Origin of the sequence: Haloferax volcanii DS2 (genome assembly GCF_000025685.1) — an archaeon.
GTDB lineage: Archaea > Halobacteriota > Halobacteria > Halobacteriales > Haloferacaceae > Haloferax > Haloferax volcanii.
The window spans coordinates 271,407-286,560 of sequence record NC_013967.1; the positions used below are offsets into that span (position 1 = coordinate 271,407).

A 15,154-nucleotide genomic window follows, 5' to 3' on the forward strand; every position below is an offset into this window, starting at 1 on the left:
ACTCCTCAGCTCTCGCGGACGATGACGAACTCCGCGAGGTCGCGGAGATACTCCAGCGGCTCCGAGTCGTCGACGCCCGAGTCGTCCAGCGCCGACAGCGCCTCGTCGGCCTGCTTGCGGGCCCGGCGGTTCGCTTCCTCGGGGGTCAGGTCAGTCACCTGCACGAGCGACGGCCGGCCCATCTCGGCGTCCTGTCCCGTGGGTTTCCCGAGTTCCTCGGCGTCCGCGGTGGCGTCGAGCACGTCGTCGCGGATTTGGAAGGCGACGCCGACGCGGGCCGCGTAGTCACCGAACGCCTCGACGACGTGGGCGTCGCCGCTCGCGGCGACTGCACCGAGTTCGGCCGCAGCGCGGAACAGCGCGCCCGTCTTGCGATGGGCGAGCTGCATGTACTCGGCTTCGTTCGAGGGGACCGCGACCAGTTCGGTCGCCTCGCCCTCACCGAGTTCGACCATCGATTCGGCGACGATGCGGGTGGCGCGGTCGGACGACGACAGGAGGGCGAACGCCTCGCCGAGCAGGCCGTCGGAGGCGATGATGGCCGGGCCGTAGCCGTACTCGGCCCACGCGCTCGGCGTGCCGCGGCGGATGTCGGACCGGTCGATGATGTCGTCGACGACGAGCGAGGCGTTGTGGACGAGTTCGACGCCGACCGCGAAGTCGACGGCGTCTTCGGGGGTGCCACCGACGGCCTCGCAGGCGAGGATGGTCACGGCGGGGCGGACGCGCTTGCCCCCCGCGAGAGCGACGTGGTCGAGTTGGTCGGCGAGCTCCGACGGCTCGACCGCCGAGACGACCTCCTCGAGGCGGTCGTTTACCATCGTGACCCGGCGCTCCAGGTATTCCATTGTCGGTTCGTAGGGTCGGGTAGGGAAGTACGTACCGGATTTCCGAAAACCGAGCGCGGAGGCGGTCGCCGTCGGCGGTTCCTGACCCGTCAGCGAGGTCGAGATTGTGTGCCCTTTCACGTTCTCTCACGCTGGGCGTTTCACGTTCGTCCACGCTGCCCTGTGCCGTGAGCGAGGGGGCACCCGAGCGAACGGACCGACGAGCGAACGGAAGCGCGACCTGCCGCGCTGGAGTGAGTGAGGAGCGTTTTTGGTGAAGCTTTTGCCGAGGGCGGCCTCAGGCCGCCCGCAGCGCAAAAGGTTCTATTCGAACTGCTCGATGAGCTCCGGCACCACGTCGAAGAGGTCGCCGACGATACCGTAGTCAGCGATATCGAAGATGGGCGCGTCGGGGTCGGTGTTGATGGCGACGATGTTCTCGGCGCCCTTCATCCCGGCGACGTGCTGGACCGCGCCGGAGATGCCGACTGCGATGTAGAACTTCGGCGTGACGACCTTCCCGGACTGGCCGACCTGCCGGTCCTTCGGGAGCCAGCCGTTGTCGACGATGGGCCGCGACGACGACAGCGTCGCGCCGAGCGCGTCGGCGAGCTCCTGCACGAGTTCGATGTTCTCTTCCTCTTCGATGCCGCGGCCGACGGAGACGAGTACGTCGGCGTCGGCGATGTCCACGTCGCCGCTGCCGACTTCCTCGAACCCGGTCACGCGCGAGCGCACGCGAGACTCATCGAGGTCAAACGAGAACGCCTCGATGGCGGGCTCGCCCGGCTCCTCGGTGGCGTCCCACTCGCCCGGGCGGACCGTGACCGCGGCGCGGTCGGCGTCGACTTCCACGGTCGATTCGACCTTCGAGGCGTACATCTCGCGGGTGACGACGAGACCGCCGTCGTTCTCCAGGCCGATGGCGTCGGTCACGAGCGGGCGGTCGAGGCGCTCTGCGACCGCGGGAGCGTAGTCCAGGCCGTTGACCGTGTTGCCCATGAGGACGTACGTGGGGTCGAGTTCCTCGGCGAGCGCTTCGACGGCCTGCACGGTCACGTCGTGGTTGAACTCGTCGCCCTCGGCGACGGTGTGAATCGCGTCCACGCCGGCGAGCGAGAGCTCCCCGGCGAAGGCGTCCACGTCGCCGCCGATGATCGCGAGGTGGAGGTCGCCGCCAGTGTCGCCGACGAGGTCGCTCCCGGCCGTCACGAGTTCGAACGACACGTCGCGGAGGCTTCCGCGGCGGTGCTCGACGACGGCGAGCACGTCGCTCATTGCGCGCCCACCCCCTTTTCCCGGAGGACGGTCGCAAGGTCGGCGGCCTGCTCCCCGGCGTCACCCTCGAAGTAGGTCGCGTCGGACTCTGTCTCCGGCTCGTACACGTCGGTCAGGACGAGGTCGGATTCGACCGCCGCGGCGTCGAGGCCGAGGTCGGAGAGCGCGAGCGGCTTGATCTCCTTCGACTGGGCCTGTCGAATCCCGCGCAGGCTGGCGTAGCGCGGCTCGTTGATGCCGGTCTGGATGGTGAGGACCGCGGGGAGGTCGACCTCGGTGAGTTCCTCCACGCCGCCTTCGAGTTCGCGACGGACGTTCGCCACGCCGCCGTCGGCGTCGAGGTCGAGGGCGTTCACGACCGCGGCCCACTCGAAGCCGATTGCCGAGGCGAGCGAGACGCCGGTCGCGCCGAAGCTGTCGTCGTTGGCCTGCACGCCCGTCAGGACGAGGTCGGGGTCCTCGTCTTCGACGACCGCCGAGAGGAGGCGCGTCTTCGCGGCCACGTCGAGCAGGTCCACGCCGTCGAGCGCGTCGTCCCACACGCGGACCGCGCGGTCGACGCCCTTGGCGAGCGCCATGCGGATGGTCTCTTCCGACCGCTCGGGGCCGATGGTGACGGCGACGACCTCCACGTCGTCGTCGCTCTCCTCGGCGATTTGGACGGCTTCCTCGACCGCGTACTCGTCCCACTCGTTGAGGTCGTAGTCGAGGTACTGGTCCGCCACGCGGAGCCCGTCGAGCTCGAAGTCCTCTTCGACCTCGGCTACCTCCTTGACGGTTACGAGAATTTTCATCAACGTTCACTACCGACCGGGGCGAATAAACGTTTTCGCACCGCGGCCGTCCGCGACGCCGTCGCCCGATTACTCCTCGTCTTCGTCCTCGTCGGGCAGCGAGATGAGGTTCTCGCGGCCGAGACGCAGCTTCTCGACGCGCTCCTCGTCGGCCATTGCCGACAGGAGCTGTGAGACCTTGGCGTCGGACCAGCCGGTCTCCTTGACGATGTTCGCCTGCTTCATCCGCCCGCCGTTCCGTTCCAAGAGGAGTTCGACCCGCTCTTCGTCCGAAAGCAGGTCGAGGTCGACGTCAACCTCGTCGTGCTCCTCACCGTCGTCCGGTGCGGACTCGTCGGTCGGCTCCGGCGTTGGCTCCTGTCGCGGTTCGGAGCTCACCGACGCCCCGGCCGGCTCCGCCCCGCTCGGCCGCCGCCGCGTGAACAGGACGACGCCGGCCACGAGCACCGCGAGGACGACCGCGCCGCCGCCGACGAGCGTCCACGGGATGGCTCGTTCCGGGCCCGTCGAGACGTACGTCACGGTCAACTGGTCAATCGATTCGAAAGTCCGTGGTCCCTCGACGACGAGGGCGTTGTTTTCGAGCGGCAGGTTCGTGTCGCTGACGGCGTAGCCCGGCGGCGTCTGAATCGTGAGGTTCTGATTCGACCGAAGCGACGTGAGCCACGTCCCGTCGTCATCGGCCGACAAGGCGTCACCGAGACGCAGTCCCTCGTCGGTCTGTTCGAGGAAGTTGGTCCAAGTGAACGTCAACACGAGGACGCCGGTCTCGTTTTCGACGTAGCCCCTCCTCGTCGCGTTCTGAACCGCCATCGACCGGCCGGTCTGCTCGGCGGCCGTCTGACTGACGCGTTCGAAGAACGCCGCGTCGGGACCGGCGTCGACGGTTCCCTGCTCGTACTCCCGTGCGAACTCCTCGAACGCCGCGGTCTCGTTTTGCGTCTCGAGCTCGTAGCGCGTCTCGACCCGCCAGTTCGCGGAGCGATCAGCGCGTAGTTGAATCGAGACTTCCGTCTCCGGTGACCGTTCGAGCGTCGTCTGTTGGGCGGCGCGCGGTCCGCCACCGAGCTTCGCGAGCGTCGCTGTCTCGTCCGCGTCCGCGCTCGAATCGGTGACATCGGTGTCGGGAACGCCGGCGACCGCGTCCGCGCTCTGCGTGCCGGCCGCGGCCACGTCCGTGGCCGTCACTGGGACTGCGACGCCGGCGACGATGGTGAGGAGGGCAACGATGAGGACGGCGCTCCGCATATACGTAAATCCGTTTCGTCCGGCGATGAAAACGCTTTCCATCGATTCAACAGCGTCAGACGCCGTCGACAGACGCCCCCGTCGTCGCCGTCGTCGACAGCAGCAAGAGGGTCATTTTAGTACTGCCCCCGTGTACCCTCACGGCGATGAAGGCCCTCCCACTCGTCGTCGTCATGCTCCTCGTGGCGTCGCCGGTGCTCGGCGCGGTCGGTCCGACCGACGGCTCGTCCCGCTCGCCGGCGCTCGATGGGGCGACCCACGCACAGGTCGAGTCGCCGTCCAACGAGACGATTCACGTCCTCGATATCCCGTCGTCGGAGCTGGTTCGGTCGACGGTCGAAGCCCACCACGTCGACCTCGGTCCCTCTCTCGACTTCTCCGCGCTCAGGGCCGGCGGGCGGATTCAGACGGGGGCGTCTCTCGAGCGCATCGAGTCCGCGAGCGACGACAGCACCCGACAACAACTCATCCTCGACGAGCTAAACGGCATCGAGCAGCGCGCAATCGCGCTCCAGAGCGCACAGCGCTCCGTCATCGAACGGTTCAACGACGACAACCTCACCGCGCGAGAGCTCCTCATCGAACTCGCGCGAATCGACGCCGAGGCGCGGGCGCTCAACGAGCGGCGCGTCGCCCTCCGTGACGTCACGAGTCGAACGTCGGACTTCTCGATTAGCTCCGGGCGGCTCGCGGCGCTCGAACGCGAACTCGACACGTTCACCGGCCCCGTTCGGACGCACGCGGTCGCGGTCATGACCGGCGAGGCCGACGCCGCGCGGTTCTCCGTGCGGACGAGCGAGACCGGGGTCGTCCTCAGCGTCGTCGCCGACGGCGAGTACGTCCGCGAGGCCTACCGCGCGGACCTCCGCGACCGCGACCAGCGCACGGTCACCTACGAGGAGGCGCTCGACATCGTCGCGGAGAACTACCCGACCATCTACTCCAGCCGCACCGCACAGAACGGGACCAACGTCATCAGTGCCGGCGACAGCCACCGCGTGCGAATCAACTACAACTACGGGCAGTTGACGGCGTACGTTGACACCGGAAGCGGACGCGTGTTCAAGGAGTCCCAGACGCGTCCCCTCAGGTCGATTTCGACCACCGCCACCGCCACCGGGGTCAGAGACGGGCTGGCGCTCACCGTCGACCGGACCTACCCCGGCGGACCGCTCCGCATCCAGTTGAACGAAAGCGAGACGGGCGACCCGGTCGACGCGAACGTCACGATTGGACTCGAAGCCAGCCAGGAGAGCACGCTGTTGGGTCACACCGGTTCCGACGGGACGCTCTGGACCGTCTCGCCGTCAGCGCCCTACACCGTCACGGTCATCAAGGGCAACTCGGCGGTCGTGCTCACGGCCGATCCGACGCCCACGCCCACCCTCGCCGCGAACCCAACCGACACGGAAAACGACACGTCCCCGACGGTCACGTCGACGCCGACCGAATCGATCGAGTCGCCCGGCCCCTCCCGGACGGTCCCGCAGGGCGCACCCGGCGACTCGCCAACGGTCGGTTCTCCGACGGTCGGCTGACCGGAGCTTCTTATCCCATGACGGGACCACCCCGTCTCGATGCCTTGTCAGTTCCGCCGCTCGACCCGCGGCTCGTCAGTACTCATCGGGAGCGTGCTCCTCATCGGTCTCGTGGTCGTCGTCGCGGCCGCTGTCGGCGCGGCGGCGTTCGACGCGGCCGACGCCTCGCCGACGCCGACTCGACCCACGGCGCTGTCGCTCGGGGTCTCGGGTGACACGCTGTCGCTGACTCACGAGGGCGGCGCGCCGCTCGACGTGGACTCGCTCGCGGTTCGTATCTCGGTGGACGGTGAGTCGCTCGCGCACCAACCGCCCGTGCCGTTCTTCTCGGCCAGCGGGTTCCGGCCCGGCCCGACCGGCCCGTTCAACGCCGCGGCCGACCCCCGGTGGACCGTCGGTGAGACGGCGACCCTCAAACTCGCGGGGACGAACGACCCGACTATCGAGCCGGGTGCGACGGTGACCGTCCGCGTCTTCGACGGCGACACGCCGGTCGCGGCGCTCGAAGCGACAGCGTCGTGAGTCGGTCGCGACGATGCGCTGACAGCGACGAACACGAGCGGCCGCGTCGACCGCGGCGGTCAGCGATTATTCCTCGGGTGCGCGCGCGATAGTGACAATAGCCCGCGGGCTCCCCGGCTGGCGTTGGAGGATGTGGTGTTCGATGTCGACGAAGCCGGCGGCCTCGAACATCCGGTCGGCCTCCTCCTCGTCGTAAAACAGCATGATGGCGTCCGCAAGCTTCTGGAAGACGCCGGATTTCGGGTCGTCGGGGCCGACGACGAGCACCTTGCTCCCCGGTTTCACCACCCGGCGGAACTCTTCGAGCGCGGTGACCGGGTTCGGCCAGTACTCGATGGAGCCGGACGACCAGATAACGTCGAACGAGTCCTCAGCGAAGGGGAGCCGCTCGGCGTCCCCGCGGTAGAACCGGACCTCGTCGTGCTTGCCGAACTTCTCCCACGCCTTCTGCATCTGGTGGATGCTCTGGTCGAGGCCGTGGACGTCGTCGGTGTAGCGGAGCAGTCCCTCGGTTCCGAAGCCGGTGCCACAGCCCACGTCGAGGACGCGGTCGCCCTGCTGGATGTCGAGCATCTCCAGCGCCTCGTCGCGCATCTCCTCGTTCCAGATGAACGGGTTCACCCGGTCGTACACCTTCGAGAGGTACTTGTAGAACAGGCGGGCCCGCGCTTTGTTTTCGAGGACTCCCATCGCGCCGGGATTAGAACTCGCCGATGATAACGGTGCGGATTCGCCGCGCCGGTCGGCGTTCGAGGGGGTAAATCGCCGCGTTTTCCGAGCGTCTGTCACAGACTTTCCGCAAACACCTTATACAGCGCTTGTGCAACGTTCCTGTGATACGAGTATGCCGAGACAAGAGGTTCTCGAACGAATCAAAACGGCCGAGCAGGAGGCCGACGACATCGTTGAAGAGGCCGAGGCCGAACGTGAGGAGCTCGTCGCGGAGGCGCGTGAGGAAGCCGATGAGATTCGCTCCGAGGCCGAAGAAGAGGCCGCAGAGCTCGAATCCGAGCGTCTTCAGGAGGGACGCGCGGACATAGAGACGGAGCGGGAACGCATCCTCGAAGAAGGCGAGGACGCCCGCGACGAACTGGTTGCCGAGGCGGAAGACCACATCGACGACGCGGTCGAGTTCGCCATCGGCAAATTCGAGGAGGCGGTGGATGCTCAGACCTGAGCAGATGAGCAAGGTCTCGGTGACCGGTTCCAAGGGCGTCATGCCCGAGGTCATCGAGACCGTCCACGACCTCCGACTGCTGCACGTCACCGAATACGACGGCTCGTGGCAGGAGGAGTTCGGATTCGAGACGGGGTCGCCCATCGAGGGCGCCGAGAGCGCGTCCGACAAGCTCGTCACCGTCCGCTCGCTCAAGAGCATCCTCGGGGTCGAAGACACCGACTCCGGCCGGCAGCGCATCGTCCCCGACGACGCGCTCGGCGAGCCCCTCGAAGAGATTCGAGCCGAAGTCAATGAACTGGACGACCGCCGCTCCGAGCTCGAAAACGAGCTCCGCGCGGTGGACGAAGAAATCGACGCGATGGAGCCGTTCGTCGACCTCGGACTCGACCTCGACCTGCTTTCGGGGTACGAGACGCTGCAGGTCGTCGTCGGACAGGGGAAGGTCGAGCCCGTCGAGCGCGCCGTCGTCGACGCCGACGACATCAGCGCCTACGAGATTTTCTCGGGCGAGCGTACGCACGCCGTCTTCGGTCGGCCGGTCGACGGTGCCGACGAGATGGCGCTCGCCGACGCGCTGGTCGGCGTCGAGTTCGCCACGCTCGAAGTCCCGGACGCCTCGGGAAGCCCCGAAGAGCACATCCGCGACCTCGAACAGCAGAAGCGCGAAACCGAGTCGAAGCTCGAAACCGTCGAATCCGAGCTCCACGACACCGCCGTCGAGGAGGGCGAGTTCCTCCTCGCCGCCGAAGAGCGACTCGCTATCGACGTCCAGAAGACGGAAGCGCCGCTTTCGTTCGCGACGACGGAGAACGCCTTCGTCGCCGAGGGCTGGATTCCGACGGAGCGCTACAACACGTTCGCGGGCACGCTCAAAGACGAGGTCGGCGAGCACGTCGCCGTCGAGGAGCTCGAACGCGCCGAGTTCTCGCGTGACGGACACGACCACGCGCGAGAGGACGTCACCGAGACCGGCGGCACGGCCGCCGTTACCGACGGCGGAACGGTCTCGATGTCCAACGACGACCCGCCGGTCGTCCAGAAGAACAGCGGCGCTGTCAAGCCGTTCGAAATCCTCGTGCAGGCGGTCAACCGCCCGAACTACCACGAGCTCGACCCGACCATCATCCTGTTCCTGACGTTCCCGACGTTCTTCGGGTTCATGATCGGTGACTTCGGGTACGGTGTCATCTACACCGCCATCGGCTTTTTCCTCTACTCGAAGTTCGAGGACGGTGCGCTCAAGAGCATGGGTGGCGTCACCCTCGCCGCGGGGCTGTTTACGACGTTGTTCGGCATCCTCTACGGCGAGATATTCGGCTTCCACCTCATCACCCAGTACTTCTGGGAAGGAATGCTCGGGCTGTCGCACCCGCCCATCGAGAAGGGGCTGTCGCCGGCCACCTCTGAGTGGGCCCTCGGTTGGCTCACCGTGAGCGTCGCCGTCGGTATCTTCCACATCAACGTGGGGTACATTCTCGACTTCTTCGAGAACTACGAACTCCACGGCGCGAAGGAGGCGGTCCTCGAAAGCGGTTCGTGGATCCTCATGTTGAACGGCCTGTGGATCTGGATCTTCAGCGACGCGCTCGGTGGCGTCCCGCCGGAGTTCCTGTTCACCACGTTCGCGGCCGACGGGCTCATCCCGCTCGGCTTCTCCGGCTTCTCGTTCACCGTCGGCTGGATCGGCCTCGGGCTGTACTTCCTCGGCGCGGGGCTGCTCGGGACGGCCGAACTGGCCGAACTCGTCGAGTTCGCCGCCCCGCTTTCGAACGTCCTGTCGTACACGCGTCTCGGCGCGGTCCTCATCGCGAAGGCGTCGATGGCGTTCGCCGTCAACCTGCTCGTCTTCGGCGTGTACGTCGACGACCACGGCGGCTGGCACTTCGGGCTCGGCGGAATGCCCGACGCTGCTGCACTCGAAGCGGCAGGAACGGTGAGCTATCACGGCCACGAAGTGACCGAGATTCTGTTCGGTGGCATCTTCCACACGGGTGCCGCGGGCGTCGTGGGCGGACTGCTCGTCCTCGTCGTCGGTCACCTGGTCGTCCTCGCGCTCGGCGTCACGAGCGCCGGCTTGCAGGCCGTGCGTCTCGAGTACGTCGAGTTCTTCAACAAGTTCTTCGAGGGCGGCGGCCGCGCGTACAACCCGTTCGGCTACGACCGCGAGTTCACGACCGAAGACTAACCCTCATCGTCGATTCTTTTTTGACTTTTGTCCGCTCGGAGCGACTGCTTTTTGCAATGACGACGATTCCGCCGCCGTAGGCAGACCGCTCCAGACGTTTTGGGAACCTTTATGATACGGCTAACAGCACATACGGACGTTCGGAGACGACAATCCGGTACTCAGGAACACACAATGATTGAAGCAATCGAACCCCTCATGACTGCACTGCAGAGTGAAGCCGCTTCCTCGCCCGCTATCACCGCCGACGCCGCGGCGGCCCTCTCCGTCGGTATCGCCGCCTTCGCCGCAGGCTATGCGGAGCGTGGCATCGGCTCCGCCGCGATGGGTGCCATCGCGGAAGACGACGACCTCTTCGTCAACGGGCTGGTCCTTACGGTTCTCCCCGAGACCCTCGTCATCCTCGCACTGGTCGTTGTCTTCGCGGCCTAAGCACCCTCTCTCTTTCCCATTATGAGTTTGGACAACGTCGTTGAGGACATCCGAGACGAAGCCCGCGCACGCGCAGAGGACATCAGGCAGGACGGCCAGGAACAGGCAGACGAGATCGTCGCCGAGGCCGAGGCCGACGCCGAAGAGCTCCTCGAATCGCGGAAGGCGGACGTCGAGCAACAACTCGAACGGGAGCGCGAACAGGCGCTCTCCAGCGCGAAGCTCGAAGCCAAGCAGGCCCGACTCAGCGCCCGTCGAGACGTGCTCCAGCGCGTCCGCGAGCAGGTCGAACGCGAGCTCGCCGAGCTGGAAGGCGACCGTCGCGAAGAGCTCACCCGCTCGCTGCTCGACGCGGCGGCGGTCGAGTTCGAAGACGCAGACGAAGTCTCCGTCTACGGCCGCGCCGATGACGAGGAGTTGCTTTCGAGCATCCTCGAAGACTACGACGGCTACGAGTTCGCCGGCGAGCGCGACTGCCTCGGTGGCGTCGTGGTCGAGGGGTCGAACTCGCGCGTCCGGGTGAACAACACCTTCGACTCGGTCCTCGACACAGTCTGGGAGGACAACCTGAAGGAAGTGAGCGCGCGACTGTTCGACGACCAATGAGCACTACCGGCGGCTCGAATCCCGAATACGTCATCGCTCGCGTTCGAGCGCGACGTAGTGCCCTGTTCGGCGACGAGGAGTACCGCAAACTGGTCCGCATGGGACCGGCCGAAATCGCCCGGTTCATGGAGGAATCGGAGTACGAGGCCGAGGTCAACGCGCTGGGCAGCCGTTTTTCCGGCGTCGACCTCATCGAGTACGCGCTGAACCAGAATCTGGCGAAGCAGTTCAACGATATCCTCGACTGGGCAGACGGCCGCCTCTACGACCTCATCGCGCGGTATCTCCGCAAGTTCGACGCGTGGAACGTGAAGACGGTTATCCGCGGTCTCTACTCCGGTGCGTCCCGCGAGGAGGTCGAATCCGACCTCATCCGCGCCGGCGAGTTCGACGACCGCCTCATCTCGCGACTGCTCGACGCGGGCGAGATAGAAGAGGTCGTCAGCGTCCTCTCCGGCACCATCTTCGGTGACGGCCTCGCGGCCGCCTACGAGGAGTACGAGGAAGTCGGCGTCCTCGTCCCGCTGGAGAACGCGGTTGACCGCGCCTTCTACGAGCAGTTGCTCGACGACCTGGTCGTCGGCGAAGAGGCAAAGCAGTACCGCGAGTTCCTCGAAGCCGAAATCGACTTCCGAAACGCCCGCAACGCGCTCCGCATCGCTCGCAGCGGTGCCGACCTCGACCCCGTCGACTACTTCATCGAGGGCGGCACGCTGTTCCGCGCGACGGAGCTCGCGTCGCTGGCGACCAGCCCGGACGAGCTGGTGTCGAAAATTCGTGACAGCCGATACGGCGACCGCCTCTCGGCGGCCCTTTCGGACCTCGAAGCGGCAGACAGCCTCATCGGCTTCGAGCGCGCCCTCGACGCGGCGCTCTTGGAGTACGCGGACACGCTCGGTTACGTGTTCCCGCTTTCTGTCACGCCAATCGTCTCGTACATCCTCGCCAAGGAGCGCGAGGTCGACAACATCCGGGCCATCGCCCGCGGCCGCGAAGCCGGGCTGGACCCCGATGCAATAGAAGCGGAGCTGGTCATCCTATGAGCCAGGAAATCGCAGTTATCGGCAGTCCGGACTTCACCACGGGCTTTCGGCTTGCGGGCGTCCGCAAGTTCGAGAACGTCCCGGACGAAGCGAAGGACGACGAACTCGACGAGGCCGTGACGCGGACGCTGGAGGACGAGGATGTCGGCATCATCGTGATGCACGAAGACGACCTCGACCACCTCTCGCGTAACGCCCGGCAGTCGGTCGAGCGCAGCATCGAGCCGACGCTCGTGACGCTCGGCGGCTCCGGCGGCGCGAGTGGCCTCCGTGACCAGATCAAGAGAGCAATCGGTATCGATCTGATGGACGAATAACCAAACATGAGTCAGGCAACACAAGATTCCGTTCGCGAGGACGGTGTCATCGCAAGCGTGAGTGGTCCGGTCGTGACCGCCCGTGGCCTCGACGCCCGCATGAACGACGTCGTCTACGTCGGCGACGAAGGGCTGATGGGCGAGGTCATCGAAATCGAGGGCGACCTCACGACTATTCAGGTGTACGAAGAGACCTCCGGCGTCGGTCCCGGCGAACCCGTCGAGAGTACGGGCGAACCGCTGACCGTCGACCTCGGTCCGGGGATGATGGACGCCATCTACGACGGCGTCCAGCGTCCGCTGGACGTGCTGGAGTCGAAGATGGACTCGGCGTTCCTCGACCGCGGTGTCGACGCGCCGGGCATCGACCTCGACGAGAAGTGGGAGTTCGAACCCACCGTCTCCGAGGGCGACGAGGTCGCCCCCGGCGACGTCGTCGGGACGGTCCCCGAGACCGTGACCATCGAGCACAAGGTCATGGTCCCGCCGGACTTCGGGGGCGGCGAGGTCGTCGCCGTCGAGGAAGGCGAGTTCTCCGTCACCGAGGCGGTCGTCGAACTCGACAGCGGCGAGGAGATTACGATGCACCAGGAGTGGCCGGTGCGTCAGGCTCGCCCCGCCGCGGAGAAGAAGACTCCGCGCGAACCGCTCGTCTCGGGGCAGCGCATCCTCGACGGCCTGTTCCCCATCGCGAAGGGTGGAACGGCAGCGATTCCGGGGCCGTTCGGCTCCGGGAAGACGGTCACGCAGCACCAGCTCGCCAAGTGGGCCGACGCGGACATCGTCGTCTACGTCGGCTGCGGCGAGCGCGGTAACGAAATGACCGAGGTTATCGAGGACTTCCCGGAACTCGACGACCCGAAGACGGGTAACCCGCTCATGGCTCGGACGTGCCTCATCGCGAACACGTCCAACATGCCCGTGGCGGCCCGCGAGTCCTGTATCTACACCGGCATCACCATCGCGGAGTACTACCGCGACATGGGATACGACGTTGCGCTCATGGCCGACTCCACCTCTCGGTGGGCAGAGGCCATGCGCGAGATTTCGTCGCGCCTCGAAGAGATGCCCGGCGAAGAGGGGTACCCCGCGTACCTCGCCGCGCGTCTCTCCGAGTTCTACGAGCGCGCCGGCTACTTCACGACCGTCAACGGCGAGGAAGGCTCCGTCTCCGTCATCGGCGCGGTTTCGCCGCCGGGCGGCGACTTCTCCGAGCCGGTCACGCAGAACACTCTGCGTATCGTCAAGACGTTCTGGGCGCTCGACGCGGACCTCGCAGAGCGTCGTCACTTCCCGGCCATCAACTGGAACGAGTCGTACTCGCTCTACCAAGAGCAGCTCGACCCGTGGTTCGTCGAGAACGTCGAGGACGACTGGGCCGAAGAGCGCCAGTGGGCCGTCGACGTGCTCGACGAGGAGAACGAACTGCAGGAAATCGTTCAGCTCGTCGGTAAGGACGCCCTCCCGGAGGACCAGCAGCTGACCCTCGAAATCGCTCGCTACCTCCGCGAGGCGTACCTCCAGCAGAACGCGTTCCACCCGACGGACACGTACTGCTCCCCCGAGAAGACGTACGGAATCCTCACCGCCATCCACGCGTTCAACGACGAGGCGTTCAAGGCGCTCGAAGCCGGCGTCCCCGTCGAAGAGATTCAGGCCATCGAGGCGGCTCCCCGGCTGAACCGCATCGGTGTGCAGGAAGACTGGGAGGCGTACATCGAGGACCTCAAAGCAGAAATCACCGAGCAGCTCCGCGAGCTGTACTGAGACCATGAAGGAATACCAGACTATCACCGAAATCAGCGGCCCGCTGGTGTTCGCCGAGGTCGACGAGCCGATCGGTTACGACGAAATCGTCGAAATCGAGACGCCCCAAGGCGAAACCAAGCGCGGACAGGTTCTCGAATCCTCCGAGGGCCTCGTCGCGATTCAGGTGTTCGAAGGCACGAGCGGTATCGACAGGAACGCGTCCGTCAGGTTCCTCGGCGAGACCCTCAAGATGCCCGTGACCGAGGACCTCCTCGGGCGCGTGCTCGACGGGTCCGGCCAGCCAATCGACGGTGGCCCCGAGATCGTCCCCGACGAGCGTCGGGACATCGTCGGCGCGGCAATCAACCCCTACTCCCGCGAGTACCCCGAGGAGTTCATCCAGACCGGCGTCTCCGCCATCGACGGCATGAACACCCTCGTCCGCGGTCAGAAGCTCCCGATCTTCTCCGCGTCGGGGCTTCCCCACAACGACCTCGCGCTCCAGATCGCCCGTCAGGCGACGGTGCCCGAGGACGAAGAAAGCGGCGAAGAGTCCGAGTTCGCAGTGGTCTTCGGCGCGATGGGTATCACGCAGGAAGAGGCGAACGAGTTCATGGAGGACTTCGAGCGCACGGGCGCACTCGAGCGCTCCGTCGTCTTCACGAACCTCGCGGACGACCCTGCAGTCGAGCGGACGGTCACGCCGCGTCTCGCGCTGACGACCGCCGAGTACCTCGCGTTCGACAAGGACTACCACGTCCTCGTCATCCTGACCGACATGACCAACTACTGCGAGGCGCTCCGCGAGATCGGTGCGGCTCGCGAAGAGGTCCCCGGTCGCCGTGGCTACCCGGGTTACATGTACACCGACCTTGCACAGCTCTACGAGCGTGCAGGTCGCATCCAGGGTCGCGACGGCTCTGTCACGCAGATTCCCATCCTCACGATGCCGGGTGACGACGACACGCACCCGATTCCGGACCTGACCGGCTACATCACCGAGGGTCAGATCTACATCGACCGCGACCTCAACTCGCAGGGCATCCGCCCGCCGATCAACCCGCTTCCGTCCCTGTCGCGTCTCATGGACGACGGTATCGGCGAGGGCCTCACCCGCGAGGACCACGCCGACGTGTCCGACCAGATGTACGCGGCGTACGCGGAGGGTGAAGACCTGCGCGACCTCGTGAACATCGTCGGTCGCGAGGCGCTGTCGGAGCGCGACAACAAGTACCTCGACTTCGCAGAGCGCTTCGAAGCCGAGTTCGTCAACCAGGGCTTCGACACGGACCGGTCCATCGAGGACACCCTCGACATCGGCTGGGACCTCCTGTCGACGCTTCCGAAGTCCGAGCTCAACCGTATCGACGAAGAGCTCATCGAGGACTACTACGAAGACGACGCCGAGTCGGTCGAAGCGGAAGCCTAGACCGCG

At 66.2% G+C, this 15,154-nt stretch carries 15 protein-coding genes; 10 read left to right on the forward strand and 5 right to left on the reverse strand.

Going from position 1 to position 15,154, the window contains the following annotated elements:
- Positions 1-5: 5 nt before the first annotated feature.
- From HVO_RS06165 to HVO_RS06180, 4 genes are all read right to left on the reverse strand, one after another.
- Positions 6-848 carry a polyprenyl synthetase family protein gene (locus HVO_RS06165; protein WP_004044620.1) on the reverse strand — a complete coding sequence of 281 codons (843 nt, stop codon included), beginning with the start codon at positions 846-848 and terminating at the stop codon, positions 6-8.
- 303 nt (positions 849-1,151) lie between these two features.
- A complete protein-coding gene (locus HVO_RS06170) occupies positions 1,152-2,105 on the reverse strand; it encodes an electron transfer flavoprotein subunit alpha/FixB family protein (RefSeq protein WP_004044619.1) in 954 nt (317 codons plus the stop codon).
- Positions 2,102-2,899, reverse strand: coding sequence for an electron transfer flavoprotein subunit beta/FixA family protein (locus HVO_RS06175; protein ID WP_004044618.1), 798 nt, complete (start codon positions 2,897-2,899; stop codon positions 2,102-2,104). The genes HVO_RS06170 and HVO_RS06175 overlap by 4 nt, the downstream gene beginning before the upstream one ends.
- A 69-nt stretch (positions 2,900-2,968) precedes the next feature.
- Positions 2,969-4,147, reverse strand: a complete 1,179-nt coding sequence (locus HVO_RS06180; protein WP_004044617.1) for a helix-turn-helix transcriptional regulator — start codon at positions 4,145-4,147, stop codon at positions 2,969-2,971.
- Positions 4,148-4,293: 146 nt separating this feature from the next.
- On the opposite strand from HVO_RS06180, the gene HVO_RS06185 reads away from it, so the two are divergent.
- Both HVO_RS06185 and HVO_RS06190 read left to right on the forward strand, forming a co-directional pair.
- Complete coding sequence (locus HVO_RS06185) at positions 4,294-5,685, forward strand: DUF7094 domain-containing protein (RefSeq protein WP_004044616.1); 1,392 nt, start codon at positions 4,294-4,296, stop codon at positions 5,683-5,685.
- Between the two features lie 39 nt (positions 5,686-5,724).
- Positions 5,725-6,207, forward strand: a complete 483-nt coding sequence (locus HVO_RS06190; protein WP_049914903.1) for a type IV pilin — start codon at positions 5,725-5,727, stop codon at positions 6,205-6,207.
- Positions 6,208-6,273: 66 nt separating this feature from the next.
- On the opposite strand, the gene HVO_RS06195 is transcribed toward HVO_RS06190, so the two are convergent.
- Positions 6,274-6,897 carry a methyltransferase domain-containing protein gene (locus tag HVO_RS06195; protein WP_004044614.1) on the reverse strand — a complete coding sequence of 208 codons (624 nt, stop codon included), beginning with the start codon at positions 6,895-6,897 and terminating at the stop codon, positions 6,274-6,276.
- Positions 6,898-7,051: 154 nt separating this feature from the next.
- Here HVO_RS06195 and ahaH point away from each other — a divergent pair, with 154 nt between their 5' ends.
- The 8 genes from ahaH to HVO_RS06235 all read left to right on the forward strand — a co-directional run bounded on the left by ahaH (position 7,052) and on the right by HVO_RS06235 (position 15,148).
- Positions 7,052-7,384, forward strand: coding sequence for an ATP synthase archaeal subunit H (ahaH, locus tag HVO_RS06200; RefSeq protein WP_004044613.1), 333 nt, complete (start codon positions 7,052-7,054; stop codon positions 7,382-7,384).
- Positions 7,371-9,572 carry a V-type ATP synthase subunit I gene (locus HVO_RS06205; protein WP_013035358.1) on the forward strand — a complete coding sequence of 734 codons (2,202 nt, stop codon included), beginning with the start codon at positions 7,371-7,373 and terminating at the stop codon, positions 9,570-9,572. The genes ahaH and HVO_RS06205 overlap by 14 nt, the downstream gene beginning before the upstream one ends.
- A 174-nt stretch (positions 9,573-9,746) precedes the next feature.
- On the forward strand, positions 9,747-10,004 hold the full coding sequence (locus HVO_RS06210) for a F0F1 ATP synthase subunit C (RefSeq protein WP_004044611.1): 258 nt from the start codon (positions 9,747-9,749) through the stop codon (positions 10,002-10,004).
- A 21-nt stretch (positions 10,005-10,025) separates the two neighbouring features.
- Positions 10,026-10,610, forward strand: a complete 585-nt coding sequence (locus HVO_RS06215; RefSeq protein WP_004044610.1) for a V-type ATP synthase subunit E — start codon at positions 10,026-10,028, stop codon at positions 10,608-10,610.
- On the forward strand, positions 10,607-11,653 hold the full coding sequence (locus HVO_RS06220; RefSeq protein ID WP_004044609.1) for a V-type ATP synthase subunit C: 1,047 nt from the start codon (positions 10,607-10,609) through the stop codon (positions 11,651-11,653). Before HVO_RS06215 ends, HVO_RS06220 begins: the two co-directional genes overlap by 4 nt.
- Entirely contained in the window at positions 11,650-11,970 is a 321-nt protein-coding gene (locus HVO_RS06225) for a V-type ATP synthase subunit F (RefSeq protein ID WP_004044608.1), read from the forward strand. The genes HVO_RS06220 and HVO_RS06225 overlap by 4 nt, the downstream gene beginning before the upstream one ends.
- Positions 11,971-11,976: 6 nt before the next feature.
- Positions 11,977-13,737, forward strand: a complete 1,761-nt coding sequence (locus HVO_RS06230; protein ID WP_004044607.1) for an ATP synthase subunit A — start codon at positions 11,977-11,979, stop codon at positions 13,735-13,737.
- A gap of 4 nt (positions 13,738-13,741) precedes the next feature.
- Positions 13,742-15,148, forward strand: coding sequence for an ATP synthase subunit B (locus HVO_RS06235; RefSeq protein ID WP_004044606.1), 1,407 nt, complete (start codon positions 13,742-13,744; stop codon positions 15,146-15,148).
- Positions 15,149-15,154: the final 6 nt, after the last annotated feature.

What these genes read in the sequence shown, in the direction of transcription:
- HVO_RS06185 (WP_004044616.1), top strand. Translation starts at nt 4,294, where the DNA reads ATGAAGGCCCTCCCACTCGTCGTCGTCATGCTCCTCGTGGCGTCGCCG.
- HVO_RS06170 (WP_004044619.1), bottom strand. Translation starts at nt 2,105, where the DNA reads ATGAGCGACGTGCTCGCCGTCGTCGAGCACCGCCGCGGAAGCCTCCGC.
- HVO_RS06225 (WP_004044608.1), top strand. Translation starts at nt 11,650, where the DNA reads ATGAGCCAGGAAATCGCAGTTATCGGCAGTCCGGACTTCACCACGGGC.
- HVO_RS06215 (WP_004044610.1), top strand. Translation starts at nt 10,026, where the DNA reads ATGAGTTTGGACAACGTCGTTGAGGACATCCGAGACGAAGCCCGCGCA.
- HVO_RS06175 (WP_004044618.1), bottom strand. Translation starts at nt 2,899, where the DNA reads ATGAAAATTCTCGTAACCGTCAAGGAGGTAGCCGAGGTCGAAGAGGAC.
- HVO_RS06195 (WP_004044614.1), bottom strand. Translation starts at nt 6,897, where the DNA reads ATGGGAGTCCTCGAAAACAAAGCGCGGGCCCGCCTGTTCTACAAGTAC.
- ahaH (WP_004044613.1), top strand. Translation starts at nt 7,052, where the DNA reads ATGCCGAGACAAGAGGTTCTCGAACGAATCAAAACGGCCGAGCAGGAG.
- HVO_RS06190 (WP_049914903.1), top strand. Translation starts at nt 5,725, where the DNA reads ATGCCTTGTCAGTTCCGCCGCTCGACCCGCGGCTCGTCAGTACTCATC.
- HVO_RS06165 (WP_004044620.1), bottom strand. Translation starts at nt 848, where the DNA reads ATGGAATACCTGGAGCGCCGGGTCACGATGGTAAACGACCGCCTCGAG.
- HVO_RS06180 (WP_004044617.1), bottom strand. Translation starts at nt 4,147, where the DNA reads ATGCGGAGCGCCGTCCTCATCGTTGCCCTCCTCACCATCGTCGCCGGC.
- HVO_RS06220 (WP_004044609.1), top strand. Translation starts at nt 10,607, where the DNA reads ATGAGCACTACCGGCGGCTCGAATCCCGAATACGTCATCGCTCGCGTT.
- HVO_RS06230 (WP_004044607.1), top strand. Translation starts at nt 11,977, where the DNA reads ATGAGTCAGGCAACACAAGATTCCGTTCGCGAGGACGGTGTCATCGCA.
- HVO_RS06205 (WP_013035358.1), top strand. Translation starts at nt 7,371, where the DNA reads ATGCTCAGACCTGAGCAGATGAGCAAGGTCTCGGTGACCGGTTCCAAG.
- HVO_RS06210 (WP_004044611.1), top strand. Translation starts at nt 9,747, where the DNA reads ATGATTGAAGCAATCGAACCCCTCATGACTGCACTGCAGAGTGAAGCC.
- HVO_RS06235 (WP_004044606.1), top strand. Translation starts at nt 13,742, where the DNA reads ATGAAGGAATACCAGACTATCACCGAAATCAGCGGCCCGCTGGTGTTC.